This is a genomic window from Streptomyces sp. NPDC006512 (assembly GCF_040611935.1).
GTDB lineage: Bacteria > Actinomycetota > Actinomycetes > Streptomycetales > Streptomycetaceae > Streptomyces.
Window position 1 is genome coordinate 111,075 of the sequence record NZ_JBEXPG010000019.1, and the last position, 26,371, is coordinate 137,445.

Genomic DNA, 26,371 nt, shown 5'->3' on the forward strand with positions numbered 1-26,371 from the left:
CTAGAAGCTCGATCGGAGTCGGGCCAGCAGGGTGTTGAGTACGTCGACGTCCTCGGCCGACCAGTCGGCGAGGGCCTTCTCCAGCGCGCCGGTGTAGCGCGCGCCGAGCTCTGCGAGCAGCGCGCGCCCCGCCGGGGTGAGGCGCAGGATCCGGCAGCGGCCGTCGCCCGGGTCGGTTTCCCGGTCGATCCAGCCGCGCTGGGCCAGGTGGGCCACGTGGCGGCTGGTCACCGAGATGTCGACGGCCAGGTACTCGGACAGCCGGCTCAGCCGCATCTCCCCGTGCCGGTCGAGCACGGTCAGGACGGCGGCGGAGGCGGGCGGGCAGTCGTGGGGCAGGATCCGGGCCAGGTCGCGCTTGACCGCCCCGATGCCGGTGAGCTGGCGGGCCAGCTCCTCGTAGCGGGTGGTGCTCTGCGCGGTCCACGTGGTCACCGGGTGCCCCCCATCTTGTTGCTTAGGGCAACCATAGAAGCGGATGGTTGCTACAGGCAAATGAATCCGGGGGGTCCGGCGGTAAAGGAATCGGAAAACCCGTCGGCGGCGGAAAACCCGCTAGGGTCCTGGGCCATGGCTGCGAACCACAACTCTCCCGAACCCGAGGGTGGCTACGACCCCGCGGGCAGTACGCAGATGTTCCGCGCGTTCGTCGAGGAGGCCGAACCGGCCCGCACCCCGTCCGTCCCGGGCGCCCGGCGGCGCCAGAAGGACCCGGCTTCGAAGTCCGGGGCGGTGCTGGGGCTGGCCTTCGGCCTGCTCCTCGTGTTCGGCGCCGCCCTCTGGCTGGTCCTGCGCTGACCGCGCTGACCGCGCTGACCGCCCCCGGCCGACGGGGCACCGGTCATCGGGCCGCCCCTCGCCGGGCCGCCCGTCACTGGGTCCAGGAGGCCGTGACCTTCTGGGTCTCCACCCGCATGCCCAGCGGGACCCGCCACGCCTCCACGCACACCGTGTAGGTCTGGGTCTTCGAGGCTCCGGCCGCGATGGGGCCGGGCAGGGGCTGGCTGGTGGTGATCGTGGCCCAGTCGACGCCGAGGGCGCCGATGATGTGCGTCGCGAAGCTGACCGTGCCCGAACGGGCGGCGGTGCCGCCGGTGTTGGTGAAGGTGACCGTGACGCGTTCGCACCGGCGCTCGGACGCCGCCGCGCGGACCGGCGCGCTCAGCGACAGCTTCGCCGGGGTGGCGGGCGGCGGCGGGGGCGGCGCGGGCGTGCCGGTCCCGGGTCCAGGCTTGGGGTCCGGGGCCCCTGGAGGGGTGCCCGGGCCGCCCGGGGCCGGGGTGGTGCCCGGCTGCGCCGGCGGGGGGCCGCCGGGCGGGACGGGCCGGCCCGCCTCCGGCGGGGTGCCGGGCGCGGGTGCGGAGCCGCCGGGGGCGGTGGCCGTCCCTCCGCCCTGGCCGGAGCCGCCGGGCGGCTGGGACCCCGGGGTGCCGGGCGTCGTAGGGGCGGTGTCGGACGGGGTGCCCGTCGCGGGGACGGACGCCGACGCGGAGGATTCCGCCGGGGTGCCCGCCCCGGGGGCCGCGAGCGGCTGGAACTCCACTCCGGCCCGGGGCGCGACGTTCTCCCCCGCGCCCCTCTCGGGTCCGGGGGCGGCCGCGCCCACGGCGACGTAGCCGTCCCGGGCCGGGCCGCCGCATCCGGTGAGGGCGGCGGCCGTGCAGCACAGGGTGAGGGCGAGCGCCGCGCGAGATCCCGTTCGCATCGCGTCAGTTTTCCTGACGCCACGTCAAATGGGAACCCGTTGCGCGGCGTTCAGCCTCCGGCCGGGACCCTCACTCGCCGATCAGACCGACGCGCAGCTGCGCGAGCGTCCGCGTGAGCAGCCGGGAGACGTGCATCTGGGAGATGCCGACCTCCTCGCCGATCTGCGACTGGGTCATGTTCGCGAAGAACCGCAGCATGATGATCTGCCGTTCCCTGGGCGGGAGTTTGGCCAGCAGCGGCTTCAGGGACTCGCGGTACTCGACACCCTCCAGTGCGGTGTCCTCGTACCCCAGCCGGTCCGCGAGGGAGCCCTCGCCGCCCTCGTCCTCCGGAGAGGGCGAGTCGAGCGAGGAGGCGGTGTAGGCGTTGCCGACGGCGAGACCGTCGACGACCTCCTCCTCGGTGACCCCGAGCACGGCCGCGAGCTCGGGGACGGTCGGCGACCGGTCGAGCTTCTGGGCGAGCTCGTCGCTGGCCTTGGTCAGCGCGAGGCGCAGTTCCTGGAGCCGGCGCGGGACGCGGACGGACCAGGAAGTGTCTCGAAAGAATCGTTTGATCTCGCCCACGACGGTCGGCATGGCGAACGTCGGGAACTCCACTCCGCGCTCGCAGTCGAACCGGTCGATCGCCTTGATCAGGCCGATGGTGCCGACCTGGACGATGTCTTCCATCGGCTCGTTGCGGCTGCGGAAGCGGGCCGCCGCGTACCGCACGAGCGGCAGGTTCAGTTCGATCAGGGTGTCGCGTACGTAGGTCCGTTCGGGGCTGTCCGCGTCCAGGGCGGCAAGTCGCTGGAAGAGGGAGCGGGAGAGGGTGCGGGTGTCGATGGCTTCCGAGCGGTCGGACACTGCCGGCTGCTCACGCTTGACAAGCGTGAGCACTTTGGAGCTGCCCTGGTCTACGGACATGCCACCCCCTTGAGGTCGCGGACGGTCGCGTCTTCTGCGCGCCCGTCGGAGGAACGCAGCCTCCACCTGAATACCGGAGGCGGGGCTGCGGCAAACGCGGTTCCAGCAGAATGTCACATGTCGGCAACACGCTGTAGCGTCATGTCGACAAGTATCTCCAGCGACAGAGCGCGGACCGAGCGGAATGAGCCGGTTCTGTAGGGAAACGCGGGAACGCCTCCACTCGAACCGGTTAGGCCTCGATCCTGTTTGCGGATCTCAGTCGGGCGAAGCTCCGGGCGAGCAGCCGGGAGACGTGCATCTGGGAGACGCCGAGCTCGGCGCTGATCTGCGACTGCGTCAGGTTGTTGTAGTACCGCAGGAGGAGGATCCGCTGCTCGCGTTCGGGCAGTTGTACGAGGAGGTGGCGGACGAGGTCGCGGTGTTCGACTCCGGCCAGCTCGGGGTCCTCGTAACCGAGCCGGTCGAGCAGGCCGGGCATGCCGTCGCCCTCCTGGGCGGCCTCCAGGGAGGTCGCGTGGTAGCTCCGGCCCGCCTCGATGCAGGACAGCACCTCGTCCTCGCTGATCCGCAGCCGCTCGGCGATCTCGGGCGTGGTCGGGGTGCGGCCGTGGAGGGTGGTGAGGTCCTCGGTGGCGGCGTTGACCTGGACCCACAGCTCGTGGAGCCGGCGCGGGACGTGGACGGTGCGGACGTTGTCGCGGAAGTACCGTTTGATCTCGCCCACGACGGTCGGCATGGCGAAGGTCGGGAACTGCACCCCGCGCTCCGGGTCGAAGCGGTCGATCGCGTTGATCAGGCCGATGGTGCCGACCTGGACGACGTCCTCCATCGGCTCGTTGCGGCTGCGGAAGCGGGCGGCCGCGTACCGGACGAGGGGGAGGTTCGCCTCGATGAGGGCCCCGCGCACCCGGTCGTGCTCGCTGGTGCCCGGCTGAAGGCCCTTCAGCTGCCCGAAGAGCACCTGGGTGAGGGCCCGGGTGTCGGCGCCCCGGCTCTGCGGCCGGGGGGCGGTCGGGGGCGCTTCCTGGGCGTCCTGCTGGGGTGGCACCTGAGGCGCAGTACTGGCCGGCACGGTCACGCCACCCCTTCAGTCAACTCATCTGTCAAAAGCGGTCATAGCATCACAAGAGATGTGCACTATGCGCAAGCACCGTATATCGCCGTGTTGAGGGCAAGTTGGGCATATAGGGACATTCTTTTCGAACAGTGGGAATGCAAAAGACCCCCCACCCGTCGGAGTGGGGGGCCGGGAGGTCCGGAAACCGCTTCAGCGTACGGGCTCAGCTCACCAGTTCGGTCATGAACTCGCCGATACCGGAGGCGGCATCCGAGATTCCCTGGAAGCCTATTTGTACAAAATCGGCAGCTTTGACCGGTTGGGTGATGATCACGTAGAGCACGAAGACGACGAGCGCGCCCACGACGATCTTCTTGGTGTCCATGAGCGGTGACGGCCTCCCCAACCGGTCCTGCAAAGTCGGGTGAGTCTAACCGTTCAACTTCGGACACTCACCTGCCCTTTAAGGACCAATGGCCTGGCCGTACGGGCCCTTTGCCGGTGGGTCCCCGGTCGCGGAAGGCGCAGGATTGAAGACGAGCCCACCGGTTCTGGCAGGAAACCGGTGGGTGAGGGACAGGGCCTCGCTGCGGGGTCCGAGCCGCAAGCTTCCCCCCTGACTGCGGCTCGGACTGGCAGGTTCCGTCCTCACCGGGGGAAGTGGCTTGTCCCCCCGATGCCACTTCCCCCGTCCCCACGTCGAAGGTCCCGACTCCGGTCGGGGCCTTCTTCGCATGCGGGGAGGCGCTACTCCAGCCCGCCGGCCAGGTCGGCGATCGGCTGGACGGGCGCGATCACGGGGGCGAGCTGGTTCGGCAGCTCCATCAGCTGGTTGAGCTGGTTGGCGCCCTCGCTGAGCTTCCCGCCGATCTCCTGCACGGAACGCGGCTGCGCGCCCTGCGGCATGCCCGGGGTCGCCGTCGGCAGGTCCGGGAGGGTGAGCGGGGCCAGGGGCGCGGCAGAGGCGGCAGGAGCGGCGAGGCCCGCGGCGGCCCCCGCGAGGGCGAAGGCGGCGAGCATGCGCTGGGTCTTGGTCATGCCGTGACAACGGCCGAGCGGGCGCCCGGTCACGCGGATGTCCCCCGGAGGGCCCCGCCGGACGGTCGGCGACCGGACGGCCATGCGGCCGACTGACCCAGTGGCCGACTGACCCAGTGGCCGACTGACCCCGGGAACGCCGAGAGCCCCGACCCTTGCGGGGCGGGGCTCTCGGTTCAGAGCGGTAGCGGTGGGATTTGAACCCACGGATAGCTTGCACCATCACACGCTTTCGAGGCGTGCTCCTTCGGCCGCTCGGACACGCTACCGAGAGAGAGCTTAGCCCAAAGAGCACGCTGAGCTGAAATCCGTATCCGGGCCGCCATCCGGGCGGCCCTCCGGAGGCCCCTGCGAGCCCTCCGGAGCCCGTTTCACAGGTCCCGGAAGAAGTCCGTCAGCTGCCGCGCGCACTCCGCTTCGAGCACTCCGCGGATCACCTCCGGCCGGTGGTTGAGCCGCCGGTCCCGTACGAGGTCCCAGAGCGACCCCGCCGCGCCGGCCTTCTCGTCCCCCGCGCCGAACACCACCCGGGCCACCCGGGACTGCACGAGCGCGCCCGCGCACATCACGCACGGCTCCAGGGTGACGACGAGGGTGCACCCCGTGAGCCGCCACTCCCCGAGCCGGGCGGCCGCCCGGCGCAGCGCCAGTACCTCGGCGTGCGCCGTGGGGTCGCCGGTGGCCTCGCGCTCGTTGTGCCCGGAGGCGAGGAGTTCCCCGTCCGGGCCGAGCACGACGGCACCGACCGGCACGTCGCCGGCCGGTACCGCCAGGGCGGCCTCCTGGAGCGCCAGGCGCATGGAGTCCCGCCAGGGATCCCGTACGGGATCGGGGCCGTACGCGATGTCGTGCGCGGTGCTCACTAGCGGACGGCCTCCAGGACCTCGGTGGCGCCGAGCGAGTCGGCGATCTCCGAGAGGGCGTCCCCGTCGAGGGTCATCAGTTGTTTGTTGCTGACTCCGAGGTCGTCCAGCAGCAGGGGGTCGCCGAGCGGACCGGCCGGCAGCGGCTCGGCGCCGGTTCCCGTCCGCTCGTCCGCGTCGTCGTCCTCTTCCGCGAACGCCGAGACCGGTTCGTCCTCGCCGTCCTCGGTGCCGTCCAGGTCCAGTTCGTCGAGTTCGTCGTCCTCCTCGTCGCTGCCCAGCAGCTCTTTGGTCAGCATCGATCCGTAGGAGCTGCGGTCGGCTGCGGAGGCGTTCGATACGAAGTACCGGGGGTCCTCCTCGCCGTCCACGCGGACGACGCCGAACCAGGCGTCCTCCTGCTCGATGAGAGCGACCACCGTGTCGTCGTCGACAGCGGCGGAACGGGCGAGATCGATCAGATCACTGAGGGACTCGACGTCGTCGAGTTCCAGGTCGCTCGCTTCCCACCCGTCTTCGGTGCGCGCGAGCAGTGCGGCGAAATACACCGTGACTCTCCCACTGGTCATAGGCGTGCCGGTTGGAGGTCCCCCCGGCCGGAGGTTGGGGTGCGAACGGCCGTGACGCCTGCTGTTCCCACCCCGCCCAATCGGCATCGTGGCAGAAACAGCGGCTTTGCGAGAGGTCTTCCGCGCGGCGGCCGTGTCGCGGCGTCCGCCGCCACGCCGGTCGCCGGGCCGCTCACCATCGGAACGTACGCATCCGCATCTGCTGGCGCATCCGTGCCGCGCGGGCGCGCCGGGGCTGCACGCGGTCCCGGAGTTCCCGGGCCTCGTTCAGGTCGCGCAGGAACTGCGCGCGCCGCGCCCTGCGCTGCGCCGCGCTCTCGGGTGGCTCGTGCGGATCGCTCCCGGCACTGCTCCCGTCGCTCTGGTCACTCGCTCGGCTCGGCTGCGTCTCGGGCATCGGCCACCACCCCGGCTGGTCCGGTCGTCCTCCTCCGCCGGCGCGAAGCAGACCCCCCGGATTCCCACCTTCCCCCGGACGGCGCGATTGATGCCACCTTTTCCCAGATCGACCCAGGTCAGGGCTGCGGGGCAGCTTCCCGCCGGTTCCCTCGGGCCCCGGTTCCTCAGTCGTCCGCGTCGTCGGTGAGGTCCGGTACGACGGCCACCGGGCCGTGCGCGTGCTGGAGGACGGCGTTGGCCACGGAGCCCATCAGCAGCGACCGTCGGCGGGGATGGTGGCGGCCCACGACGACGAGCGCGGCCGACCGGGAGGCCTCCACCAGCCGGCCCGCCGCGTCCCCGGGCACGGCTGCCTGCTCCACGGGCACGTCGGGCCGGCGGGCGCGCAGCGGTTCCAGCCGGCGCGTCTGGGAGCGCAGCATCTCCCGTTCGGCCGGCACCGCGTCCCCGTCGTCGGCGAGCGCCTCGGGCGGGATCACGGCGAAGGGGCTGTCGACCACCATGGTCGGCGTGGGCGGCAGATCGTACGCCGAGACCACCTGGACGGTGGTCCCCCGCGCGGCCGCTTCCGCGAACGCGAAGGTCAGTACGTCCTCGGGGGTCTCGGCGGCGTGCAGGCCGAGGACCACCCGGCCGGCGGAGGGCTCGGTCGCGGCGGCCCGCGCGTCGCGGTCGGCGTGCGGGACCACGACCACCGGGCAGGTGGCGGTGGTGGCGACGGCGCGGCTGTTCGAGCCGAGGAGCAGGGTCGCGAACCCGCCGCGCCCGCGCGAGCCCATGACCAGCATCAGCGGCCGGTTCTCGTCGGCGATCACCCGCAGGGCCTCGGGCACGGACCCTTCCAGGGCCTCGTAGCGGACCTCGCGGGGCAGCTCGGGGGCGGCCTCCAGGACGGTGCGGACGTGGTCGCCGATCGGGTCGGCGTACTGCGCGGGTTCGTTCGGATGGTGGAGGGCGGAGCGCCGGCCCGCGTACAACTGGGAGGCGTCGGGAAGCACATGGGCGACCATCAGGGCGGCGTCGTGCCGCAGGGCGGCCGTCCTGGCCCACTCCAGGGCCCGGAGGCTGTGCTCGGATCCGTCGACCGCCGCGATCACCAGTCCACTGCTCACCCGTCCAGCGTGCCGGGCGGCCGGGCGGGCCGCATCTCCGCCGTGCGACGCCGAGCGGTCGTGGCAGCGCGTAGCCTTTTGGGAGTGGGTCGCGAACAGCGGCCGTTGTCGCAGGTAGCAGGGTCGCAGGTCGCAGGTCGAAACCCGGCTGAGTCTTGGAGGATGTTGTGCGTTTGCAGGTAGTCGATCACCCCTTGGTGGCGCACAAACTCACCACGCTGCGCGACAAGCGCACCGACTCCCCCACGTTCCGGCGCCTGGCCGACGAGCTGGTGACCCTCCTCGCGTACGAGGCCACCCGCGACGTGCGCACCGAGCAGGCCGACATCGAGACCCCGGTGGGTCCGACGACCGGCGTGAAGCTGTCGCACCCCCGCCCGCTGGTCGTCCCGATCCTGCGCGCCGGTCTCGGCATGCTGGACGGCATGGTGCGGCTGCTGCCGACCGCCGAGGTGGGCTTCCTGGGCATGGTCCGCAACGAGGAGACCCTGGAGGCCTCCACGTACGCGACGCGCATGCCGGAGGACCTCTCCGGACGTCAGGTGTACGTCGTCGACCCGATGCTGGCCACCGGCGGCACGCTGGTCGCGGCGATCCAGGAACTCATCAAGCGCGGCGCCGACGACGTGACCGCCGTGGTGCTGCTGGCCGCGCCCGAGGGCGTCGAGGTCATGGAGCGCGAGCTGGCGGGCACGCCGGTGACGGTGGTGACGGCCGCGGTGGACGAGCGGCTCAACGAGCACGGCTACATCGTGCCGGGCCTGGGCGACGCGGGGGACCGCATGTACGGCTCCGCCGAATAGGAGGCTGCCGGCTCCGCCGAGTAGGAGACTGCCGGCTCCGCCGCATAGGCAACCGCCGGCTCCGCCGAGTAGACGCGCCCGGTCCCGGTCCCGGTCCGGTCCAGGGGACCGGACCGGGCCGGGATCAGCACTTTCCGGTGGGTGCGGGCGCGGGGTTGGCCAGGAGGGCCAGTGCCTTGTCCGCTTCTTCCTTGGGCTTCAGCTGCGTGAAGGCGTCACCGATGATCAGGTCGATGTCCGCGCCCTCGCGCGTGTCGTGCTGCTGGGTGAGCCCGTCGACCTGGGTGCCGAGGACGGAGTAGGCCGCCTTGTCGGTCGTGGGCGCGCCGAGCAGTATCCCGGTGCCCGGGACCTTCTTGTCGAAGGTGGGCGGGGCGTTGCCGACCTGCCCGATGACGAAGCCGCGTTTCTCCAGCTCGTCGCGGACGGCCTTGGCGAGGCCCGCTCGCGGGGTCGCGTTGTAGACGTTGACGGTGATCTGGCCGGGCTGGGGGAGCACGACCGCGGGGGATGCGGAGGCGGCGGGTCCCGGTTGGGGAGCGGAGGCGGGTTGCGCGGCCTTGACGGGGCTGGCGGACGCGGTCGGGCAGTCCTTGCCGGCCGCCGCCGCATTCCGCTTACCGCCACCGTCGCCCCGGAACACCCCGATGAGCTGGAGCGCCCCGTAGCCGAGCAGGGACAGCGCGAGGAGCGAGCCGAGCAGGACGAGGACGACCTTCCGGCGTCGCGGCCGGCGGCTCATGCGGGGGTAGGCAGCTCCCGTAACGCGGTACTTTCCGCCCATGCCGGGGGGAGTGAGCATGCTCATGGGCGCAGCGTAGTGCCGCGCCGTGACGATGCCTACTAAATGATCTATTGATCGGGCAAGGCTGACCCGAAAGGCGCAATCAGTCCATTTCCAGGACGCGTGCGTGCAGCACCTGACGCTGCTGGAGCGCCGCGCGCACCGCGCGGTGCAGCCCGTCTTCCAGATACAGGTCGCCCTGCCACTTCACGACGTGCGCGAAGAGGTCGCCGTAGAAGGTGGAGTCCTCGGCCAGCAGCGTTTCGAGGTCCAGCTGTCCCTTGGTCGTGACGAGCTGGTCGAGCCGGACCGGGCGCGGGGCGACGTCCGCCCACTGCCGGGTGGTTTCCCTGCCGTGGTCGGGGTACGGCCGCCCGCTTCCGATGCGCTTGAAGATCACACGGAAAGCCTACCGGGCCCGCGCCTCCGGGCGCAGCCTCGCCGGGTGGGTGCAAAAGTGGCAGACAGGGCTATTCCGGGAGTGATGCATGAGCCAGAGCACCGACGCCGCCGTTCCCGCGGACCCCGCGGACCCGGCCGGAGCGATCGCCGCGGGGTACGCGTTCACCGGACCGGCGCTCGACCTGGGAGCCCTGATCTGGGACGGCGTCTGCCTGCCGGACCGGCAGATCCGCATCCCGCTCGCCATGCTCAACCGGCACGGGCTCGTCGCCGGTGCCACCGGCACCGGCAAGACGAAGACGCTCCAGCTCATCGCCGAGCAGCTGTCCGCGAACGGCGTGCCCGTCTTCCTCGCCGACATCAAGGGCGACGTCTCGGGCATCTCCGCGCCCGGCACGGAGAACGACAAGGTCCGCGAACGGGCCGGCGAAGTGGCCCAGGACTGGCAGGCCACCGGCTTTCCCAGCGAGTTCTACTCGCTCGGCGGGATCGGCCCGGGCATCCCGCTCCGGGCGACGGTGACGGCGTTCGGGCCCGTCCTGCTGTCGAAGGTGCTCCAGCTGAACCAGACCCAGGAGCAGTCCCTCGGCCTGATCTTCCACTACGCCGACTCCAAGGGCCTGGACCTGATCGACCTCAAGGACCTGCGCGCGGTCGTCGCCTTCCTCGTGTCGGACCGGGGCAAGCCGGAGCTGAAGGGCATCGGCGGACTCTCCACGGTGACCGCCGGGGTGATCCTGCGGGCGCTCACCGCATTCGAGCAGCAGGGCGCCGCGCAATTCTTCGGCGAGCCCGAATTCGACAGCAGTGAATTCCTGCGGACGGCCGCCGACGGGCGCGGCACGGTTTCCGTACTGGAACTCCCGGCGGTTCAGGACAAACCGCAGCTCTTCTCCACCTTTCTGATGTGGCTGCTCGCCGACCTCTACACCGATCTCCCCGAAGTCGGCGATCTGGAGCGCCCGAAACTCGTCTTCTTCTTCGACGAGGCGCACCTGCTCTTCAACGGGGCTTCGAAGGCCTTCCTGGATTCCATCACCCAGACGGTCCGGCTGATCCGTTCGAAGGGAATCGGGGTGTTCTTCGTGACCCAGACGCCCAAGGACGTACCGGCCGACGTGCTCGCCCAGCTCGGCAACCGGGTGCAGCACGCGCTGCGCGCCTTCACCCCCGACGACGCGAAGGCCCTGAAGGCCACGGTGAAGACCTTCCCCAATTCCGCTTACGACCTGGAGGAGCTCCTCACCCAGCTCGGCACCGGCGAGGCGGTGATCACCGTGCTCAGCGAGAACGGCGCCCCGACGCCGGTCGCGGCGACCCGGCTGCGCGCCCCGCAGTCGCTGATGGGCCCCGTCGACGCGGCGGAACTGGACCGGGCGGTCAAGGCCTCCCTGCTGTACTCGCGCTACGCCGAGCCCGTCGACCGCGAGTCGGCGTACGAGAAGATCAGCGCCGAACAGGCGGCCGCCGAGGCCGAGGCGGAGGCCGCCGCCGCGGCGGCGGAGGCCGAGAAGCAGGCCAAGGAGGCGGAGAAGACGGCCCGGAAGGCCCCGAAGCCGGATCCCTCGCTGGCCGAACAGGTCGTGGGCAGCGGCATCTTCCGCTCGCTGGCCCGCTCGATCGGGACCCAACTGGGCCGGGAGATCTCCCGCTCGCTCTTCGGAACGGCCCGGCGGCGCCGCTGACATGACGGGCCGTCCGCGCGGCCCCGCCCCCGGTCGAGCCGGAATCAAGTGCACCGGGTGCCGCTCGGGCGGCCGACGCTGACAGACTCGGGGGCATGCGGACCGAACTCACCGACACCACGTCCAGCAAGGTCGTCCGGGCCTTGCTCGAAGCGCGCCGAGCCGTCGGCAGCCCCGCCATGGGGCTGGTGCTGACCCTCGTCGTGGTCACCGACGAGGAGAACGCGTACGACGCCGTGCGCGCCGCCTCCGAGGCCTCCCGCGAGCACCCGTGCCGCATCATCGCGGTGATCAAGCGGACCAAGCGGGGCCCCAAGCGACTCCACCAGACCCGCCTCGACGCCGAGCTGCGCGTCGGCACGGACGCCGGCTCCGGCGAGATCGTGCTGCTGCGCCTGCACGGCGAGCTCACCGACCAGGCCGGTTCGGTGGTGCTCCCGCTGCTGGTGCCCGACGCGCCGGTGGTGGCCTGGTGGCCGTCCGAGGCCCCGGCCGATCCGGCCCGCGACCAGCTGGGCGCGCTGGCCCAGCGCCGGATCACCGACTCCCAGGCGGCGCCCGACCCGGTCGGCGTGCTGGACCAGCGGGCGGCCTCGTACGCCCCCGGCGACACCGACCTGGCCTGGACCCGGCTCACCCCGTGGCGGTCCCTGCTGGCCGCCGCCTTCGACCACAAGCCGCTCCCGGTGACCGGCGTCGCCGTGGAGAGCGAGGCGGACAACGCGAGCGCCGAGCTGCTGGCCCGCTGGCTGGAGGACCGGCTCCGGGTGCGGGTGGAGCGGGTGCCGACGGACGGCCCGCTGATCACCCGCGTCCGGCTGGAGACCAGCGCCGGGGAGATAAGGGTGGACCGGCCCGCCGGAGTGCTGGCCACGCTGCTGCTGCCGGGCTGGCCCGACCGCAGGGTGGCCCTCAAGATCCGCAGCACGGCCGAGCTGCTCGCGGAGGAACTGCGGCGCCTGGACGCCGACGTGGTCTACGCGTCGGCGCTGCGCGGCCGGCCCGCCCAGGCCTCGCTCTCCGCGTAGTGGTTGTCGTAGACCGGTGAGCTGTCCTTGATGTCCTGGACGGTGGCCTCGCCCGCGCGGACCCGGCCGAGCAGGCGGTAGTAGTCGAAGCGGTGCATGCCGGGGGTGAAGCCGACGAACACCTCGGCCGTGTGGCCCGCGGCCGGGGCGAAGGCGTGCTTCACGCCGGGCGGGACGGTGATGAAGTCGCCCTTGCCGAGGGTGTGGACCTCGTCGCCGACCAGGACGTCGAGCCGCCCGTCGGTGACGTGGAAGAACTCGGTGGCCTTCGTGTGGAAGTGCACGGGCGCGCCGGCCGCCCCCACCTCGAAGCTCGCCGTGTTGCAGGTGAGCTCGTCGGTGTCGGTGAGCAGGGTGATGACGCTGCCCGGGCCGTCGGAGATCGATTCGGCGCCTGCCGCGCGCGTGAGGTTGCTGATCATCCGGCCGACCCTAAGGCAGGAACCTGCACCTCCGGTCCCCCGGCCGTACGGTCAACCCGGCCCGCGACCTGCTGCGACGCCCCTCACCCCGCGGCCTTCCCGGCCTTCGCCGCGGCCTTCATCTCCTGCTTGTACGCGCGTACCTTGGCCAGGGACTCCGGGCCGGTGATGTCGGCCGCCGACCGGTGGATGTTCGCCGGGCCGTAGCCGCCCGCGGCCTCCCGCCAGCCCTTGGGCCGCACCCCGAACCGCTTGCCGAGCAGCGCCAGGAAGATCTGTGCCTTCTGCTCCCCGAATCCCGGCAGTTCCTTGAGCCGCTTCAGCAGTTCCTCCCCGGTCGCGGCGTCGGCCCACACGGCGGCCGCGTCCCCGTCGTAGTGCTCGACCAGGTACGCGCACAGCTGCTGGATCCGCTTCGCCATCGACCCGGGGTAGCGGTGCACGGCGGGCTTCTCGGAGAGCAGCGCCGCGAAGGCCTCCGGGTCGTGGGCGGCGATGGCGTGCGCGTCGAGGTCGTCGGCGCCGAGCCGCCGCGCGATCGTGTAGGGCCCGGAGAACGCCCACTCCATCGGCACCTGCTGGTCGAGCAGCATGCCGGTGAGCGCGGCGAGCGGGCTGCGGGCGAGCAGGGCGTCGGCCTCGGGCTGCTGGGCCAGCCGGATGGTGATGTCCATGCCTCCAGCCTCCCCCGCGCACGGGCTCCGCGCGCGGTCGGCGCGCGGTTGTCGGACCCCCCGCCTAGCGTGGGAACGACAGACGCGCATGCGGACACGACGACACGGGAGTCGATCGACCATGGCTGAGTTCCAGGAAGGCGCGCCCTGCTGGGTGGACGCGATGTTCACCGATGTGGAGGGCGCCAAGGAGTTCTACGCGGACGTGCTGGGCTGGACCTTCGGCGATTCCAGCAGCGAGTACGGCAACTACACGCAGGCCTACTCCGACGGGAAGGCGGTCGCCGCCGTCGTCCCGCCGATGCCGGGGGTCGACGCTCCCTCGCAGTGGTGTCTGTACTTCGCCTCGCCGGACGCGGCCGCCACGGCGGAGAAGATCAAGGCGGCGGGCGGCGAGCTGGTCATGGAACCGATGCAGGTCGGCACGTTCGGCACGATGCTGATCGCGAAGGAGCCGGGCGGCGCGGTCTTCGGTGTCTGGCAGCCGGGCGAACACAAGGGCTTCGAGAAGATGGCGGAGGCGGGTTCGTACGCCTGGGCCGAGGTCTTCAGCCGGGACGTGGCCAAGCCGGACGCCTTCCTGCCGAAGGTCTTCCCGTACGAGGCCCAGCAGATGGAGACGGGCGACGACCCGGAGACGGCCGGGATGGACTTCAAGGTCTTCAGCCTGGGCGGGACGAGCAACCCGGTCCTGGGCCGGATGGGCATGGGCGACGACTTCCCGCCCGAGGTCCCCTCTTACATCCAGGTCTACTTCGCGGTGCCCGACTGTGACGAGGCGGTCGCCAAGACGAAGAAGCACGGCGGGAAGCTGCACTTCGGCCCGATGGACAGCCCCTTCGGGCGGTTCGCGGCGGTGACGGACCCGCAGGGCGCGGCGTTCGCGGTGATCGACCTGACGACGACGGTCGGGGAGATGCCGGCCTTCGAGTAGCGGGAGTTCCGTGGCCCGTGCCCCCGCCGGTGATCACGGCGGGTCGCCGCAGTCGCCGCACCGGCGGGGGACCGGGCTGCGGAAGGCGCGGTCGCAGGCCGGGCAGGTCTGGAAGGGGTCCGGGGGGACGTACGCCGCCCGGACGAACTCGGGTTCCAGGAGGGGCGGCAGCTGATTTTCGAGCCGGTGGGCGATCAGGCCGGCCGGGTGGGCCGGGGGGTGGGGCAGGCGGGCCGTCAGCGCGGTGGTGATCGCGTCCGGGGTCGCCCCGCGTTCCAGCCAGGGCACGAGCCGCGGGGCGAGGCGGTCGATGTCCCGCTGCCCGAGGAGCAGCCGGGAATCGACGCGGCGCAGCCGGGCGAGGAGGTTCGCGGCCGCGCGCAGCAGCACCGGGTCGGGGTCGGGGGCGGGGGCGGCTTCGGGGCCGGGGTCCGGCTCCGGTGCGTCCTGCGGCCCTGGTTCCGGGTCCAGGTGCGGTTGCTGCTGCTCCTGCTCCGGTTGGGGTGCGGCCTCCGGCTCCGGGTCGGGACGGGGGTCCGGCTCGGGGGCCGGGTCCGGCTCAGGGTCCGGGGTGGGGTCCGGGGTGGGGGCCGCGGCCTGGGGGTCTGGTGGGGGCGGCGTGGTCGTGGTGGTCACCCGGCGGGGCTGGTTGTAGGACACCGTATGGGTGACGAACCGCCCGTCGGGCAGTTGTTCCACGGTCCGCTTCAGGTAGCCGTGGGCCTCCAGCTCGCGCAGGGCCGCCGCGATCCGGGCCGTCCCCTCGGGAACCTCCCTGGCCAGGTCCTTGATGCCGATGCCGGTGCCGGCGGGGAGGGACTGGATGTACGCGCCGAGGCCGCGGGCGGTCAGCGTCATCTTCGGGTTCTGGATCAGGTGGTTCCCGACGACGGTGAACCGGTTCTTGTGCCGGACGTTCGAGTGACGAACGCCGTACGGCGCGAGCGAGCGCGCGCTAACCTGCTGAGGAGCCATGGGAAGTGTGGACTTCCTACTTGGTCAGGCCCTCGTCCGGGATTGCCGTCCCGGCGGGGGCCGTCTTCGTTTGTGGGGTTGCGGGGCGAGCATATGCCCCGCAACCGGTCCGAAATCCAGCCGAGTTGGACTTGTTCACCCGTGTGAGTGAGCGAGCCTCGCGGGGAGGCTGGTGGGGTTGGGCAGGGGTTCTTTCTCCCGGTACTGCGAAGCAAAGAAACGTACGGGCCGACCGGAGTGCGTCCGGACGGAATCCGGTCGGCGCATCAGTGCGCGGGCAGCTGGTCGTAGGTCTTGTACGTGTATTCACCTGCCAGGGTGATCCGGTTCCCGGCGGCCGCCGGGAGGCCGAGGCGGTCGTTCACGAGCCGGGTCATCGGGCCGCAGCCGGTGGCGGCCGGGACGCCGAACGCGGTGTCGGTCGCGGCGTACTTGATGACCGGAGGGTTCTTGGACACCCGCTCGGAGTCGCCCACCCGCTTCAGGCGGATCTCGACGGGGGTGTCGCCGCCGCCGATGACGCAGTCCCGGGGCAGGAGCGGGCTCAGGACGCGGTAGCGCAGGGTGAAGAAGCCCATGCTGTCGCCGACGGAGTAGAAGTCGGACCGGCCGCCGTACTCCGGCTGCAGGGACAGCCCGAGCAGGGGGGACCGGTCGGCGGAGGCGTGGCCCAGGAGGCCGCCGGGGACGGGGGAGGGGGCGCTGCGCAGGGATCCCCAGACCTGGCCGGGGCTGCCGTCCGGCATCGGTCCCTCGGCGAAGGTGAGGGTCATCGGGGCCAGCGCGGGGACGTCGCGGCCGCCGAGGCGCAGCGAGCCGGAGGCGGTGTGCAACTCGCACTTCCAGCGTGCCGGGTCGACGTCGGAGGGGAGGGCCGGGCAGCCGGAGAAGTCATAGGAGGGTGCGGGTGCGGGTGCGGGCGCCGCAGACGCGCCGGCCGCGCCGGTGAGCGTGAGGACGGCGGCAGCGGCGAGGGCGAGCCCCGCGGTGGTGGTCTTCATGGCCCCTACGGTGCCGCCGGACGGGGTGCGGCGGCACCGGGGACGGCCCCCGCACGCCCCTGAGGTACCCCCGAGCCGGTGTCAGGGCCAACCGCGGTTCACCGTAGGGGTGGTTCGGCCCGCAGGGACGTGTGCGGGGCGGGTCAGCCGGCGGTCTCGTACACCCCCTGCGCGGTGAAGGCGGCGTACTCGTTCACCTGGAACGGCGCCGCGCCGGGCTGCGACTCCCGGTCCTTGCCGGTCCTGGCGTCCAGCACGATCGGGTCCGCGGGCCGGCCGTCCCGCACCACCCGGCCGTAGACGGCGCCGTGGAAGGCGGTCAGGAGCTCCGGTGCGCTGCGGCCCTCGGTGTCGGACGGCCCGCCCACCGTCCACAGGCGCGTGCCGCTCACGGCGTCGTATCCGGACAGCTCCCCGCCCTTGGTGGTGCGGGCGGAGCAGATCGTGGTCGCCCGCTGGTCGTGGACGCAGTCCTGGATCTCGTGGAGCCGCTCGCCGAAGCCCTCGATCTCCAGGGGCACGCCGTCGGAGAGGCGCACGACCTCGTCGGAGCCGTTGGCGTCGACGTTCCTGACGCGCGCCGCTTCCGGTGAGAAGGCGGTGATCCGGTACTGGGCGCCCGACCTCTCCAGTGCCTGCCACTGTTCCTTTCCGGTGGCCGCGTCCAGCGAGGTGACCCTGACGGAGCCGCCCGCCGAGTCCCTGCCGACGACGCGGCCGCCGAGAACGAGCTGACCCTCGAACCCGGGCCGGTCCCAGCTCACCCGGCCGGTCGCCAGGTCGACCCCGTACGTCGTGGGCGTACCGTCCTGGCTGCCGCCCAGGACGAGGACGGCCGTGGTGTCGGAGACCCCGCTGACCTGGCAGAAGTCCCCGCCCACGGCGATGCCGAGGGGGGCTTGGAGTACGGCCGTGCCGGTCGCGGCGTCCACCGTGACCAGTTCGTAGACCGAGGTGTCGGCGGTGGTCCCGCTCCCCTTGGACACGGTGGGGAAGACCCCGACGGCGACCCGCTTGCCGCCGGCCGTCCCGGCGCCCGGCCGCGTCCGCTCGCACAGCGGGGGCTCCTTCTCCAGGGTGTCCTCGCCGTAGTCCTCGGGCAGGTCCCCCTTGGGCCCGGCGCCGTCGCCGACGGCCTCGCCCGAGGCCAGGTCGGCGACCACGAGCTCGCCGTGGTCCTGCGCGTACCCGTACGCGTTCTTCCCGTCCAGGGTGGCCGCCGCGAGCCGGCGCGTGTCCAGGGCCCACATCCCTGCGGGCGCGAACTTCAGCGGTGGATCGTGCGCGACGAGCGGCGTCGGCGCCTCCTGCGGCCCGGCGGAACCGGACGCGCTCTGCGAGGGGGTGTCCTTCACCCCCTCCTGCCCGTCGTCCTCCGGCCCCCCGCCGCAACCGGCGACCAGCACCAGTCCCGCCAACGCGGCCGCCACGGCCGCCCTCCTGGGTAACCCCCGGCGCATGCTTCCCCCTCCGACGCTCCGACTCGGTGTGCGCCGGGTCAGTTTCGGCGGTGGCGGCGCGGGAGGCCAGGGGGTGACGCTCAGGAAACCCCGGCCAGCACCGGGACTTCGAGGGCGCCGAACCAGATGTGGGTGACCGCGCTGACGTACCGCGCTCCGCAGCGGTCCGTCGGGACGACGAGCTGGCAGCCGGCCTCGTCGAGGTCCTCGCCGTCGAGGCGGGTGGCCAGCAGGACCGGGCTGCCGCAGAAGTCGGGGTCCAACTCCGCCCAGGACAGCAGCGAGTGGTGACCGTCCCCGCCGCTGACCGCCAGGACGAAGCGGCTGCGGTCCTTGCGGCGGCGGTCTTCGAGGTCCGGATGGGCGCGGGCGACCACGTCCCGCAGCAGGGCGCCTTCGAAGACGTGGTGCTGCGGGCCGTTCGTCGCGCAGTCGAAGGTGACCTCGGCCCGGTGGACGGGCCATCCCCGGAGGTCGGCGACGCTGAGGGCCGCCGGTCGGCCGAGGTCTCCGTGCAGCAAGAGTGTGGGCATGCCCCAGTGATGCCCGTCACGGCTCTTTCCGGAACCTCATCTGCAAGGTTCGGAGGTGTATATGAGCCGCAGACCGGACGTCATTCGTGGGTTCCGCCTTGCAGCTTCCGGTTGATCTTCTGCCACACCACGTCACGGGTCACCGGCAGCTCCGTGAAGCGGACCCCCGTCGCGTCCCGCAGGGCGTTGGCGAAGGCCGGGGCGACCGGGTTGAAGGGGCTCTCGGACATGGACTTGGCGCCGAGCGGCCCGATCGCGTCCGAGGTCTCCATGAAGTGGACCTCCGTGCGCGGGACGTCCGCGTACTGCGGGAGCCGGTAGCGGCGGAAGGCGGCCGTGGTGACCTCCCCGCGCTCGTCCACCCGTACCGTCTCGAAGAGGGTCGCGCCCAGGGCCTGCGCGACGCCGCCCTCGACCTGGCCCCGGCACTGCATCGGGTTCATGACCTTGCCGGCGTCGGCCGCGTGCACGCTGCGCAGGATCCTCATCTCGCCGGTGTCCGGGTCGACGGCGAGGCGGAACCACTGGGCGTTGAAGGCCACCGAGCGGGGTGAGCCGCCCCAGTGGCCGTCCGCCGCGATCTCGTCGAGCCTGCCCTTGTCGTACGCGGCCTCGTACAGCTCCTTGAGGGTGAGGACGCGGCCCGCGCAGTCGAAGGACTCGGCCTGGAGCTCGCACAGGTGCCGGGCCACGCCCGTGTGCCGGGCGGCGAAGGTCCGCAGGCGTTCGGCGAGGGAGCCCGCGGCCAGCATCACGGCCTTGCCCGCCACCACCGTGCCGGCCGAGCCGAACGCGCCGGTGTCGTGGCGGACCACGTCCGTGTCCGACTGGCGGACCGTGATCCGGTCGACGGTGGTGTTCAGCGCCCCGGCGGTGATCTGCTTGTGGACGGTGGTGGTGCCGTTGCCGAACTCCGCCGTGCCCACCGCGATGTCGTACGTGCCGTCGCGCAGGAGGCTGACCCGCGCGTCGGCGAAGTGGCCGCCCGGGGGGCCGGTCGCGATCATCGCGACCGCCGAGCCCGTGCCGGTCAGCCAGCCCTCGGGGACGTCCTCGTGGCTGCGGTCCTCGGCGATGGCCTTGCGGACGACGTCCATGCACTGCTTCATCCCGTACGAGGCGATGAAGAGGTCCTCCTCGTGGCCGATCGGGGTGACCATGTGGTCTCCGGCGCCGATGACGTTCTTCTCGCGCAGGACCAGCGGGTCCATCCCGAGCCGGACGGCCAGCTCGTCCATCACCGATTCCAGGGCGAAGAGGACCTGGCCCAGGCCGTAGCCGCGGAAGGCGCCCGCCGGAACGCAGTTGGTGTAGACCGAGTACGCCTCCACCTCCTTGTTCGGCGCCTTGTAGACGGCGAAGGACTCGCCGACGCTGTGGAACATGACCGCCGGTCCGTGGTTGCCGTAGGCGCCGGTGTTGGAGAGCACGCGGATGCGCAGCGCGGTGAGGGTGCCGTCGGCCTTCGCGCCGATCTTGATGGTGATCTTGAAGGGGTGGCGGGTGGTGGCACCGTAGAACTGCTCGGCCCGGGTGAATTCGAGCTTCACCGGGCGCCGCAGCTTCAGGGCGGCGAGGACCACGATGTCCTCGGTCAGCATCTCCTGCTTGCCGCCGAACCCGCCGCCCACGCGGCCCGCGACGACGCGTACCTCGTCCTCGCCCAGGTCGTACAGGGCGCACAGCGCCCGCCGGGTCAGGAACGGCGCCTGGGTGGAGGAGCGGACGGTGATGCGCTCGCCGTCGCCGTCCTCCTTGGGCTCGAAGTACGCGACGCTGCCGTGGGTCTCCAGGCTGGCGTGCTGCACGCGCTGGGTCCGGAACGTCTCCTCGTGGACGACGTCCGCCTCCGCGTACCCCTTCTCCATGTCGCCGAGGGTGTTGTGGACCTCGCCGCACACGTTGTTCTCGGCGCGGAAGATGCCCGACTCGGGACCCTTGGGGTGGAGCACGGGGGCGCCCGGGAGCATGGCCTCCTCCGGGTCGATCACGTACGGCAGCTCCTCGTACGTGACGACCACGCGGCGGCAGCCCTCCTCGGCGGCCTGCTCGCTGTCGGCGACCACGGCCGCCACGCGCTGGCCGACGAAGCGCACCACGTCGTCCAGGACGCGGGTGTCCATCGGGTCCTCGGTGGGGTGCTCGTGGCGGGCGCTCGAATACAGCCGGTCGGGCGCGTCGTGGTGGGTGAGGACCGCGTGGACGCCCGGGACCTGGAGGGCGTCGGTGGTGTCGATGGAGACGATCCGGGCGTGCGGGTGCGGGGAGCGCAGCAGCTTCATGTGGAGCAGCCCGGGCACCTCCACGTCGAAGGTGTAGCGGGCCGTTCCGGTGACGACGAGCGGCCCGGCGGGGGCGCCCAGGGACTTGCCGACGGCCTGACCGGCCTCCGGGTCCTCCGTGTGCCGGACCCCGCGCACCGCGTCCTCGATGGCGCGGTAACCCGTACAGCGGCAGATGTTGCCCTTGAAGGCGCGCGGGAGGTCCTGGAGCTTGCCGTCGTCGTGGGCGGTGCCCTCCTCGGCCTGGAGGGCGGCGGTGGTCATCAGGAACCCGGCCGTGCAGAAGCCGCACTGGAAGCCCTGGGCGTCCAGGAACTGCCGCTGCGCCGGGTGGAGCTCACCGCCGGGCTTGGCGAGGCCCTCGACGGTGGTGACGCGGCGGCCCTCCGCGCGGACGGCCGGGTAGAGGCAGCTGTGCACCGGCTGCCCGTCGACGAGGACCGTGCAGGCCCCGCAGTCGCCCTGGTCGCAGCCCTTCTTCACGCCGAACCAGCCGCGCTCGCGCAGGTAGGTGCGCAGGCACTGGCCGGCGCGGGGCTCGTCCTCGAAGTGCTGCTCGTTGATCTCGATCCGGTAGCTCATCGGGAGACCTCCTCGGGCGTGGAACCGGCCGTGAGTTCGCGGCGGATCTCCTCCGCCAGGAGCAGCGCCATGTGCCGGCGCCACTCGGGCAGCCCGTGGATGTCGTCGTACCACTCCCCGGGCCGGACGGCGTCGTCGATCACCGCCCGCAGCTCGCCGGCGGTGGGGGGCAGCGCGAACCAGAAGCGGAACGGGCGGGTGGTGGCGGCGCTGACCGTCACGGCCAGGGAGCCGTCCTGCGGGTCCGAAGCGCCGATCACGAGGGCGCCGGAGCGCCCGAGCCCGTAGAGGGAGGCCTGCCGGAAGGCCGTACGGGAGTCCAGGACGCGGGCGGGGATCCGTACGGAGCGCAGCAGCTCCCCGTCACGGAGGTCCTTCACACCGGCGCCGCGGATGAACTCGGTGACGGGCAGCCGGCGGGTGGCACCGTCCTGGCCCTGGAGCAGGACGGTGCCGTCGAGGGCGGCGGTGAGGGAGATCATCGGGCCGGCCGGCAGGCCGTTGCACAGGTTCCCGCCGACGGTGGCCATGTTCCAGATCTTGAAGCTGGCGAGGAAGGCCCGGCAGCACTGCTCGACGAGCGGGGCGGCGGTGGCGGGCAGGGTCCGGCCGAAGCGGGACAGCTCGGTGATCGTGCAGGTGGCGGAGATGTCGAGGGAGCCGTCCGGCTGCCAGGACAGCGGCGGCCAGCCCATCCGCGAGAGGTCGAAGAGGCGGCGGACGTGCGGCTGCGGTTCGGAGAAGAGGTAGGTCCCGCCGCCGAGCCACGCGTCGCCGGGCCGCCAGGGCTCCCGGCGGCGCGCGTCGCGCACGTCGAGCACCGTATTGAGGTCCATTTCGCGCCACCAGCCCTTCTCCGACGCGCTCCGTACATGTCTTCCGGCCAGTGAAGCAACGGGTGCGGGGGCGATACGACTGGTCTCGGCCACGGAAACGCACGGGGTTGCAGGGGTCCGCGCTGGATAATCATCCAAGAGCCTTAGGTGCCCATTGCCCTTGCATTTAAGATGGGAATTCACGTATTCACCTGGCGAATGTGGGTCACCCCCACCGCAAGGAGTCCCCGCCATGCACGTCCTCGATCTGCTCCAGTCCGACGATCTCGGCCTCGCCCTGCTCTGGGGCGAGGAAGCCCTTCTCGGCCAAGAGGTCAGCGGGGTCACCGCCACGGACCTGGAGGACCCGGGACGTTTCCTCGGCCCCGGCGAGCTGGTGCTGAGCGGGCTGGTGTGGTGGGCGGAGGGCGACCTGGCGAAGGCCGACCACTTCGTCTCCGCCCTCGCCCGGGCCGGCGCCACCGCCCTGTTCGCGGGCGAGGAGACCCACGGCCGGGTCCCCGACGAGCTGGTCGCGGCCTGCCGGACGCACCGGGTGCCGATCGTGGCCGTCCCGGCGAAGACCAGCTTCCGGGCCGTCACCGAGGCGGTGTACCTGCGCCAGTGGGGCGACCTCAGCCGCCGCCCCAACCGGATATTCGCCCTCCCCGAGAACGTGCGCGCCGAGCTCAGCCGGCTGCTCGAAGGCGGCGCCGGACCCGCCGAACTCCTCGACCGGGCCTGCGCGCACCTGGGCAAGGTGGCGTGCTACCTGCTGACCGCGAGCGGCCGCACGGTGGCCCGTACGCCCTCCGCTCCGCCGATCCCCGCCCAGCGGGCGGCCTCCGCGCGCGCCGGGCTCTCGCTGCGGATCGAGTCCGACAGCTCCCCGTACGACGCCTGGCAGCTCCACGTGCCCGACGCGGACGCCGCCCCGCCCCGCGTGCTGCACGAGATCGCCGAGGTCATCGCCCAGTACCGGGACGGACACACCCGCCACGGGGCCCCCGGGCGGGCGGCCGCCCGGGAGCTGGTCCGGCTGCTGTCGGCGGACGCCGACCCGGGGGCGCTGGAGGAGGCGCTGACCGCCGCCGGGCTGCCGGCCTCGGGCCCCTACCGGGTGCTGGTGGCCACCTCGGGCGAGGCGCTGGCCGAGGCGCTGGAACACCTGGAGGGCGTCCCGCGGGCAGCGGGCGGCCCCGTCGCGGTGCTGTACGAGGACCCGGGCGCGGCCGCCGACCACGTGGCCGCGCTGCGCGCGGTGTGGCCGCTGCTCCAGGCCTGCGGCGGCCCGGACGCGGACCTGCGCCTCGGCGCGGGCGCCCGGGCCGCGGGCCCCGACGCGCTGCGGTCCTCCCTCACCCAGGCCCGCTTCGCGCTGACGGCGGCCGACGCGGAGGGCCCGGTACGCGCCGTCGAGCAGCTGGACACCCTGGCGGAACTCCTGTCCGGGGTGCCGCCGGAGGTGCGCGGGGTGTTCGGCTCACGGACGCTGGGCGCGCTGGGAGACGGGATGCTGCGGGAGACCCTGGAGGTCTTCCTCGCCAACAACTGCTCGTGGGCCCGTACGGCCGAGGCCCTCCACCTGCACGTGAACACCGTGCACTACCGGATCGAGCGGGTGGAGGCGCTGACCGGCCGGGACCTGTCCCGCCTCGACCACAAGCTCGACCTGTACGCGGCGCTGCGCTGCGGTTGACCCGGGGCCTCCCCCGCCGCCGCACCGCCCCGCCGCGTACCGCGCCGGCTCACCAGATGCCGGTGACCCCGTCCTCGACCGGGCTGCCGACGGCCCGGCCGTCCCGCTCGACGGCGCGGACCTCCGGGTGCACCCGCAGCGCGGCCAGCTGCGCCTCGTTCAGGTCGGCGGCGAAGCCCCGCACGACGCTGCGGTACACGAACCGGGCCTCGGTGACGCCGGTGTCGTCCATCACCCGCTGCGGATCGGCGTCCGGGACGAGGGTGACGATGTACGGCTCGCTCCGGCGGTCGTCACCCGCGCGCACCGACTCCACCCCCTGGGCGGCGTACGCGACGGGCGCCGCACCCACCGGGGCGAGCAGGACGGCGGCGGCGATCAGAGCGGGACGCAGGAGCGGACGCATACGGGACTCCGTTTCGTAGCGGATCGGCTACCCGGTCCTTCGGCCACCACCCGCCGAACCTTGAACCCCCTCCGAGCGTACGACGCCTTCCGCACGCGTGATCACCCGCCGCGGAGCCCGCCGACGCCCCGGTGCGCACCGGCTACGCGGGCATGACGCCCTCGATGCGCGACAGGCTGAAGGTCCGTTCGGCGCCCCGCAGGTGGCACCAGGCCTCCAGGAACGGCGGATCGAGCACGAGGCGGCTCAGGACCCGCACACCGCCCCGCCCCCGGGCCCCGCTCCACGGCAGGTTCCACCTCACGGGGCACCTCCGTACCCGGACAACGCAGAAGGCCCCGGCCGGTTTCCCGGTCGGGGCCTTCAAGTGCCCGGTGAGGCACTGGCGGAGGATACGAGATTCGAACTCGTGAGGGGTTGCCCCCAACACGCTTTCCAAGCGTGCGCCCTAGGCCACTAGGCGAATCCTCCGCCGCAAACAATACAAGACGTTGAGGGGTGCTCGCGAACACGATCCGGATCACCCGTCCCGGGGTCCTCCCCGATCGGGTCGCGGGTGGATCCGGGTTCGGGGTCGGGTCGATTCCGGGGGCCGGGATCGGCTAGGGTGGGGCCAGCCCCTCACGTGGCGCTATCTCACCCAACTCCCCCAGGGCCGGAAGGCAGCAAGGGTAAGTGGGCTCTGGCGGGTGCGTGGGGGGCGCTTTGCGTTCCGGGACGGGTCCGGGGGCGTCGGCGGGCCGCCGTTGTCGGCGGGCCCGGATAACCTCGTAGACGTGTCGTCCCTTGCGCTGTACCGCCGCTACCGCCCCGAGTCGTTCGCCGAGGTCATCGGGCAGGAGCATGTCACTGTCCCGCTGATGCAGGCCCTGCGGAACAACCGGGTCAATCACGCGTACCTGTTCAGCGGTCCGCGCGGATGCGGGAAGACGACCAGCGCGCGCATCCTGGCCAGGTGCCTGAACTGCGAGAAGGGCCCCACCCCCGACCCGTGCGGGGAGTGCCAGTCCTGCCGCGACCTCGCCAGGAACGGCCCGGGTTCGATCGACGTCATCGAGATCGACGCCGCCTCGCACGGTGGTGTGGACGATGCCCGTGACCTGCGGGAAAAGGCCTTCTTCGGCCCCGCGTCGAGCCGCTACAAGATCTACATCATCGACGAGGCCCACATGGTCACCTCGGCGGGCTTCAACGCCCTCCTGAAGGTGGTCGAGGAGCCGCCGGAGCACCTCAAGTTCATCTTCGCGACCACCGAGCCCGAGAAGGTCATCGGGACCATCCGCTCCCGGACCCACCACTACCCGTTCCGGCTGGTGCCGCCCGGCACCCTGCGGGACTACCTGGGCGAGGTCTGCGGCCGCGAGGGCGCCACCGTCGAGGACGGCGTGCTGCCGCTCGTCGTGCGCGCCGGCGCCGGGTCGGTGCGTGACTCCATGTCCGTCATGGACCAGCTGCTGGCCGGCGCCGCCGACGACGGTGTGACGTACGCCATGGCGACCTCCCTGCTCGGGTACACCGAGGCGTCGCTCCTCGACTCCGTCATCGACGCCTTCGCCGCCGGGGACGGGGCCGCCGCCTTCGAGGTCGTGGACCGGGTGGTGGAGGGCGGCAACGACCCCCGCCGCTTCGTCGCCGACCTGCTGGAGCGGCTGCGCGACCTGGTGATCCTGGCCGCCGTGCCCGACGCCGGGGAGAAGGGGCTCATCGACGCCCCGGCCGACGTCGTGGAGCGGATGCAGGCCCAGGCGTCCGTGTTCGGGGCCGCCGAACTGTCGCGCGCCGCCGACCTGGTCAACACCGGGCTCACCGAGATGCGCGGCGCGACTTCGCCGCGGCTCCAGCTGGAGCTCATCTGCGCCCGGGTGCTGCTGCCCGCCGCCTTCGACGACGAACGCTCCTTCCAGGCCCGCCTCGACCGGCTGGAGCGCAGCGGACCCCCGGCCGGCGCGGCCGCCGCCTTCGCGGCCCCGCCCGCCATGGCCTACGTACCGTCCCCCGAGGCGCACGGCATGGCCCCGGCCGGCCCCGGCGGGGGCGTCGCCGCCGCGCGCGCCGCCGTACGGGCCGACGAGGCTCCCGCTCCGGCCGCTCCCGCCCCGGCTCCCGTGCAGTCCGCGCCGCCCGCCCAGGCCCCCGCGGCCCCGCCCGCCCCGGCGCCCGCTTCCGCTCCCGCCCCCGGCGCCTGGCCCGGCGCCGCGCAGCCCGGCAGCGGTACGCCCGGAGCCTGGCC

Annotated in this window: 29 protein-coding genes, 2 tRNA genes and 1 other RNA gene; 8 read left to right on the plus strand and 24 right to left on the minus strand. The window is 72.5% G+C overall.

Features of this window, described 5'->3' with window-relative positions:
• Positions 1 to 435 carry a MarR family transcriptional regulator gene (locus ABZZ17_RS15800; protein WP_356876185.1) on the minus strand — a complete coding sequence of 145 codons (435 nt, stop codon included), beginning with the start codon at positions 433 to 435 and terminating at the stop codon, positions 1 to 3.
• Positions 436 to 570: 135 nt separating this feature from the next.
• On the opposite strand from ABZZ17_RS15800, the gene ABZZ17_RS15805 reads away from it, so the two are divergent.
• Positions 571 to 798, plus strand: a complete 228-nt coding sequence (locus ABZZ17_RS15805) for a hypothetical protein (protein WP_356876187.1) — start codon at positions 571 to 573, stop codon at positions 796 to 798.
• Between the two features lie 73 nt (positions 799 to 871).
• On the opposite strand, the gene ABZZ17_RS15810 is transcribed toward ABZZ17_RS15805, so the two are convergent.
• The 10 genes from ABZZ17_RS15810 to ABZZ17_RS15855 all read right to left on the minus strand — a co-directional run bounded on the left by ABZZ17_RS15810 (position 872) and on the right by ABZZ17_RS15855 (position 7,656).
• Positions 872 to 1,705 (minus strand): hypothetical protein, encoded by an 834-nt coding sequence (locus ABZZ17_RS15810; protein WP_356876189.1) that lies wholly within the window; start codon positions 1,703 to 1,705, stop codon positions 872 to 874.
• 70 nt (positions 1,706 to 1,775) lie between these two features.
• Positions 1,776 to 2,615 (minus strand): RNA polymerase sigma factor SigF, encoded by an 840-nt coding sequence (locus ABZZ17_RS15815; protein ID WP_356876191.1) that lies wholly within the window; start codon positions 2,613 to 2,615, stop codon positions 1,776 to 1,778.
• A gap of 232 nt (positions 2,616 to 2,847) precedes the next feature.
• A complete protein-coding gene (locus ABZZ17_RS15820) occupies positions 2,848 to 3,690 on the minus strand; it encodes an RNA polymerase sigma factor SigF (RefSeq protein WP_356876193.1) in 843 nt (280 codons plus the stop codon).
• 208 nt (positions 3,691 to 3,898) lie between these two features.
• Entirely contained in the window at positions 3,899 to 4,060 is a 162-nt protein-coding gene (locus tag ABZZ17_RS15825) for a hypothetical protein (RefSeq protein WP_356876195.1), read from the minus strand.
• A 362-nt stretch (positions 4,061 to 4,422) separates the two neighbouring features.
• On the minus strand, positions 4,423 to 4,713 hold the full coding sequence (locus ABZZ17_RS15830; RefSeq protein ID WP_356876197.1) for a hypothetical protein: 291 nt from the start codon (positions 4,711 to 4,713) through the stop codon (positions 4,423 to 4,425).
• A 182-nt stretch (positions 4,714 to 4,895) separates the two neighbouring features.
• Positions 4,896 to 4,982 (minus strand) — tRNA-Ser (locus ABZZ17_RS15835).
• Positions 4,983 to 5,084: 102 nt separating this feature from the next.
• Positions 5,085 to 5,513, minus strand: a complete 429-nt coding sequence (gene tadA / locus ABZZ17_RS15840; RefSeq protein WP_356876257.1) for a tRNA adenosine(34) deaminase TadA — start codon at positions 5,511 to 5,513, stop codon at positions 5,085 to 5,087.
• 62 nt (positions 5,514 to 5,575) lie between these two features.
• On the minus strand, positions 5,576 to 6,124 hold the full coding sequence (locus ABZZ17_RS15845; RefSeq protein WP_356876199.1) for a hypothetical protein: 549 nt from the start codon (positions 6,122 to 6,124) through the stop codon (positions 5,576 to 5,578).
• 193 nt (positions 6,125 to 6,317) lie between these two features.
• Positions 6,318 to 6,542 carry a hypothetical protein gene (locus ABZZ17_RS15850; protein ID WP_356876201.1) on the minus strand — a complete coding sequence of 75 codons (225 nt, stop codon included), beginning with the start codon at positions 6,540 to 6,542 and terminating at the stop codon, positions 6,318 to 6,320.
• 166 nt (positions 6,543 to 6,708) lie between these two features.
• Positions 6,709 to 7,656 carry a universal stress protein gene (locus ABZZ17_RS15855; protein WP_356876203.1) on the minus strand — a complete coding sequence of 316 codons (948 nt, stop codon included), beginning with the start codon at positions 7,654 to 7,656 and terminating at the stop codon, positions 6,709 to 6,711.
• Positions 7,657 to 7,823: 167 nt separating this feature from the next.
• Between ABZZ17_RS15855 and upp the strand changes: the two genes are divergently transcribed.
• Complete coding sequence (upp, locus tag ABZZ17_RS15860; RefSeq protein ID WP_214353071.1) at positions 7,824 to 8,459, plus strand: uracil phosphoribosyltransferase; 636 nt, start codon at positions 7,824 to 7,826, stop codon at positions 8,457 to 8,459.
• 124 nt (positions 8,460 to 8,583) lie between these two features.
• Here the strand turns inward: upp and ABZZ17_RS15865 are convergent, their stop codons facing one another.
• Entirely contained in the window at positions 8,584 to 9,267 is a 684-nt protein-coding gene (locus ABZZ17_RS15865; RefSeq protein WP_356876205.1) for a LytR C-terminal domain-containing protein, read from the minus strand.
• A gap of 79 nt (positions 9,268 to 9,346) precedes the next feature.
• Positions 9,347 to 9,643: a type II toxin-antitoxin system VapB family antitoxin gene (locus ABZZ17_RS15870; protein ID WP_008740979.1), complete on the minus strand. Its 297-nt coding sequence runs from the start codon at positions 9,641 to 9,643 to the stop codon at positions 9,347 to 9,349.
• Positions 9,644 to 9,731: 88 nt separating this feature from the next.
• Here ABZZ17_RS15870 and ABZZ17_RS15875 point away from each other — a divergent pair, with 88 nt between their 5' ends.
• Together ABZZ17_RS15875 and opcA are read left to right on the plus strand one after the other, a co-directional pair.
• The gene (locus ABZZ17_RS15875; protein WP_356876207.1) at positions 9,732 to 11,330 is read left to right on the plus strand and encodes a helicase HerA-like domain-containing protein; all 1,599 of its coding nucleotides are present in this window, start codon (positions 9,732 to 9,734) and stop codon (positions 11,328 to 11,330) included.
• Positions 11,331 to 11,425: 95 nt separating this feature from the next.
• The gene (gene opcA, locus ABZZ17_RS15880) at positions 11,426 to 12,358 is read left to right on the plus strand and encodes a glucose-6-phosphate dehydrogenase assembly protein OpcA (protein WP_356876209.1); all 933 of its coding nucleotides are present in this window, start codon (positions 11,426 to 11,428) and stop codon (positions 12,356 to 12,358) included.
• Here the strand turns inward: opcA and ABZZ17_RS15885 are convergent.
• Complete coding sequence (locus ABZZ17_RS15885; RefSeq protein ID WP_356876211.1) at positions 12,307 to 12,780, minus strand: cupin domain-containing protein; 474 nt, start codon at positions 12,778 to 12,780, stop codon at positions 12,307 to 12,309. The two genes, opcA and ABZZ17_RS15885, sit on opposite strands and share 52 nt — an antisense overlap.
• Positions 12,781 to 12,863: 83 nt before the next feature.
• The gene (locus tag ABZZ17_RS15890) at positions 12,864 to 13,454 is read right to left on the minus strand and encodes an HhH-GPD-type base excision DNA repair protein (RefSeq protein WP_356876213.1); all 591 of its coding nucleotides are present in this window, start codon (positions 13,452 to 13,454) and stop codon (positions 12,864 to 12,866) included.
• Positions 13,455 to 13,575: 121 nt separating this feature from the next.
• Here ABZZ17_RS15890 and ABZZ17_RS15895 point away from each other — a divergent pair, with 121 nt between their 5' ends.
• On the plus strand, positions 13,576 to 14,388 hold the full coding sequence (locus ABZZ17_RS15895; protein ID WP_356876215.1) for a VOC family protein: 813 nt from the start codon (positions 13,576 to 13,578) through the stop codon (positions 14,386 to 14,388).
• 33 nt (positions 14,389 to 14,421) lie between these two features.
• On the opposite strand, the gene ABZZ17_RS15900 is transcribed toward ABZZ17_RS15895, so the two are convergent.
• The 6 genes from ABZZ17_RS15900 to ABZZ17_RS15925 form a co-directional block, all read right to left on the minus strand.
• On the minus strand, positions 14,422 to 15,363 hold the full coding sequence (locus ABZZ17_RS15900) for a helix-turn-helix domain-containing protein (protein ID WP_356876217.1): 942 nt from the start codon (positions 15,361 to 15,363) through the stop codon (positions 14,422 to 14,424).
• A gap of 266 nt (positions 15,364 to 15,629) precedes the next feature.
• Positions 15,630 to 16,364, minus strand: coding sequence for a hypothetical protein (locus tag ABZZ17_RS15905; protein WP_356876219.1), 735 nt, complete (start codon positions 16,362 to 16,364; stop codon positions 15,630 to 15,632).
• Positions 16,365 to 16,507: 143 nt separating this feature from the next.
• A complete protein-coding gene (locus tag ABZZ17_RS15910) occupies positions 16,508 to 17,794 on the minus strand; it encodes a PQQ-binding-like beta-propeller repeat protein (protein ID WP_356876221.1) in 1,287 nt (428 codons plus the stop codon).
• Between the two features lie 110 nt (positions 17,795 to 17,904).
• Positions 17,905 to 18,357, minus strand: coding sequence for a molybdopterin-dependent oxidoreductase (locus tag ABZZ17_RS15915; RefSeq protein WP_356876223.1), 453 nt, complete (start codon positions 18,355 to 18,357; stop codon positions 17,905 to 17,907).
• Positions 18,358 to 18,437: 80 nt separating this feature from the next.
• Entirely contained in the window at positions 18,438 to 21,221 is a 2,784-nt protein-coding gene (locus ABZZ17_RS15920) for a molybdopterin-dependent oxidoreductase (protein WP_356876225.1), read from the minus strand.
• The gene (locus tag ABZZ17_RS15925; RefSeq protein ID WP_356876227.1) at positions 21,218 to 22,057 is read right to left on the minus strand and encodes an FAD binding domain-containing protein; all 840 of its coding nucleotides are present in this window, start codon (positions 22,055 to 22,057) and stop codon (positions 21,218 to 21,220) included. The genes ABZZ17_RS15920 and ABZZ17_RS15925 overlap by 4 nt, the downstream gene beginning before the upstream one ends.
• A 232-nt stretch (positions 22,058 to 22,289) precedes the next feature.
• Between ABZZ17_RS15925 and ABZZ17_RS15930 the strand changes: the two genes are divergently transcribed.
• The gene (locus ABZZ17_RS15930) at positions 22,290 to 23,735 is read left to right on the plus strand and encodes a helix-turn-helix domain-containing protein (RefSeq protein WP_356876229.1); all 1,446 of its coding nucleotides are present in this window, start codon (positions 22,290 to 22,292) and stop codon (positions 23,733 to 23,735) included.
• 49 nt (positions 23,736 to 23,784) lie between these two features.
• On the opposite strand, the gene ABZZ17_RS15935 is transcribed toward ABZZ17_RS15930, so the two are convergent.
• The 3 genes from ABZZ17_RS15935 to ABZZ17_RS15945 all read right to left on the minus strand — a co-directional run bounded on the left by ABZZ17_RS15935 (position 23,785) and on the right by ABZZ17_RS15945 (position 24,612).
• On the minus strand, positions 23,785 to 24,141 hold the full coding sequence (locus tag ABZZ17_RS15935; protein ID WP_356876231.1) for a protease inhibitor I9 family protein: 357 nt from the start codon (positions 24,139 to 24,141) through the stop codon (positions 23,785 to 23,787).
• A gap of 142 nt (positions 24,142 to 24,283) precedes the next feature.
• Positions 24,284 to 24,445: a hypothetical protein gene (locus ABZZ17_RS15940; protein WP_356876233.1), complete on the minus strand. Its 162-nt coding sequence runs from the start codon at positions 24,443 to 24,445 to the stop codon at positions 24,284 to 24,286.
• Between the two features lie 79 nt (positions 24,446 to 24,524).
• Positions 24,525 to 24,612, minus strand: a tRNA-Ser gene (locus tag ABZZ17_RS15945).
• Positions 24,613 to 24,753: 141 nt separating this feature from the next.
• Between ABZZ17_RS15945 and ffs the strand changes: the two genes are divergently transcribed.
• Together ffs and ABZZ17_RS15955 are read left to right on the plus strand one after the other, a co-directional pair.
• An RNA gene (ffs, locus tag ABZZ17_RS15950) (signal recognition particle sRNA small type) lies at positions 24,754 to 24,852 on the plus strand.
• A 65-nt stretch (positions 24,853 to 24,917) separates the two neighbouring features.
• The coding region (locus ABZZ17_RS15955; RefSeq protein ID WP_356876235.1) for a DNA polymerase III subunit gamma and tau at positions 24,918 to 26,371 on the plus strand (1,454 nt) is incomplete at its 3' end.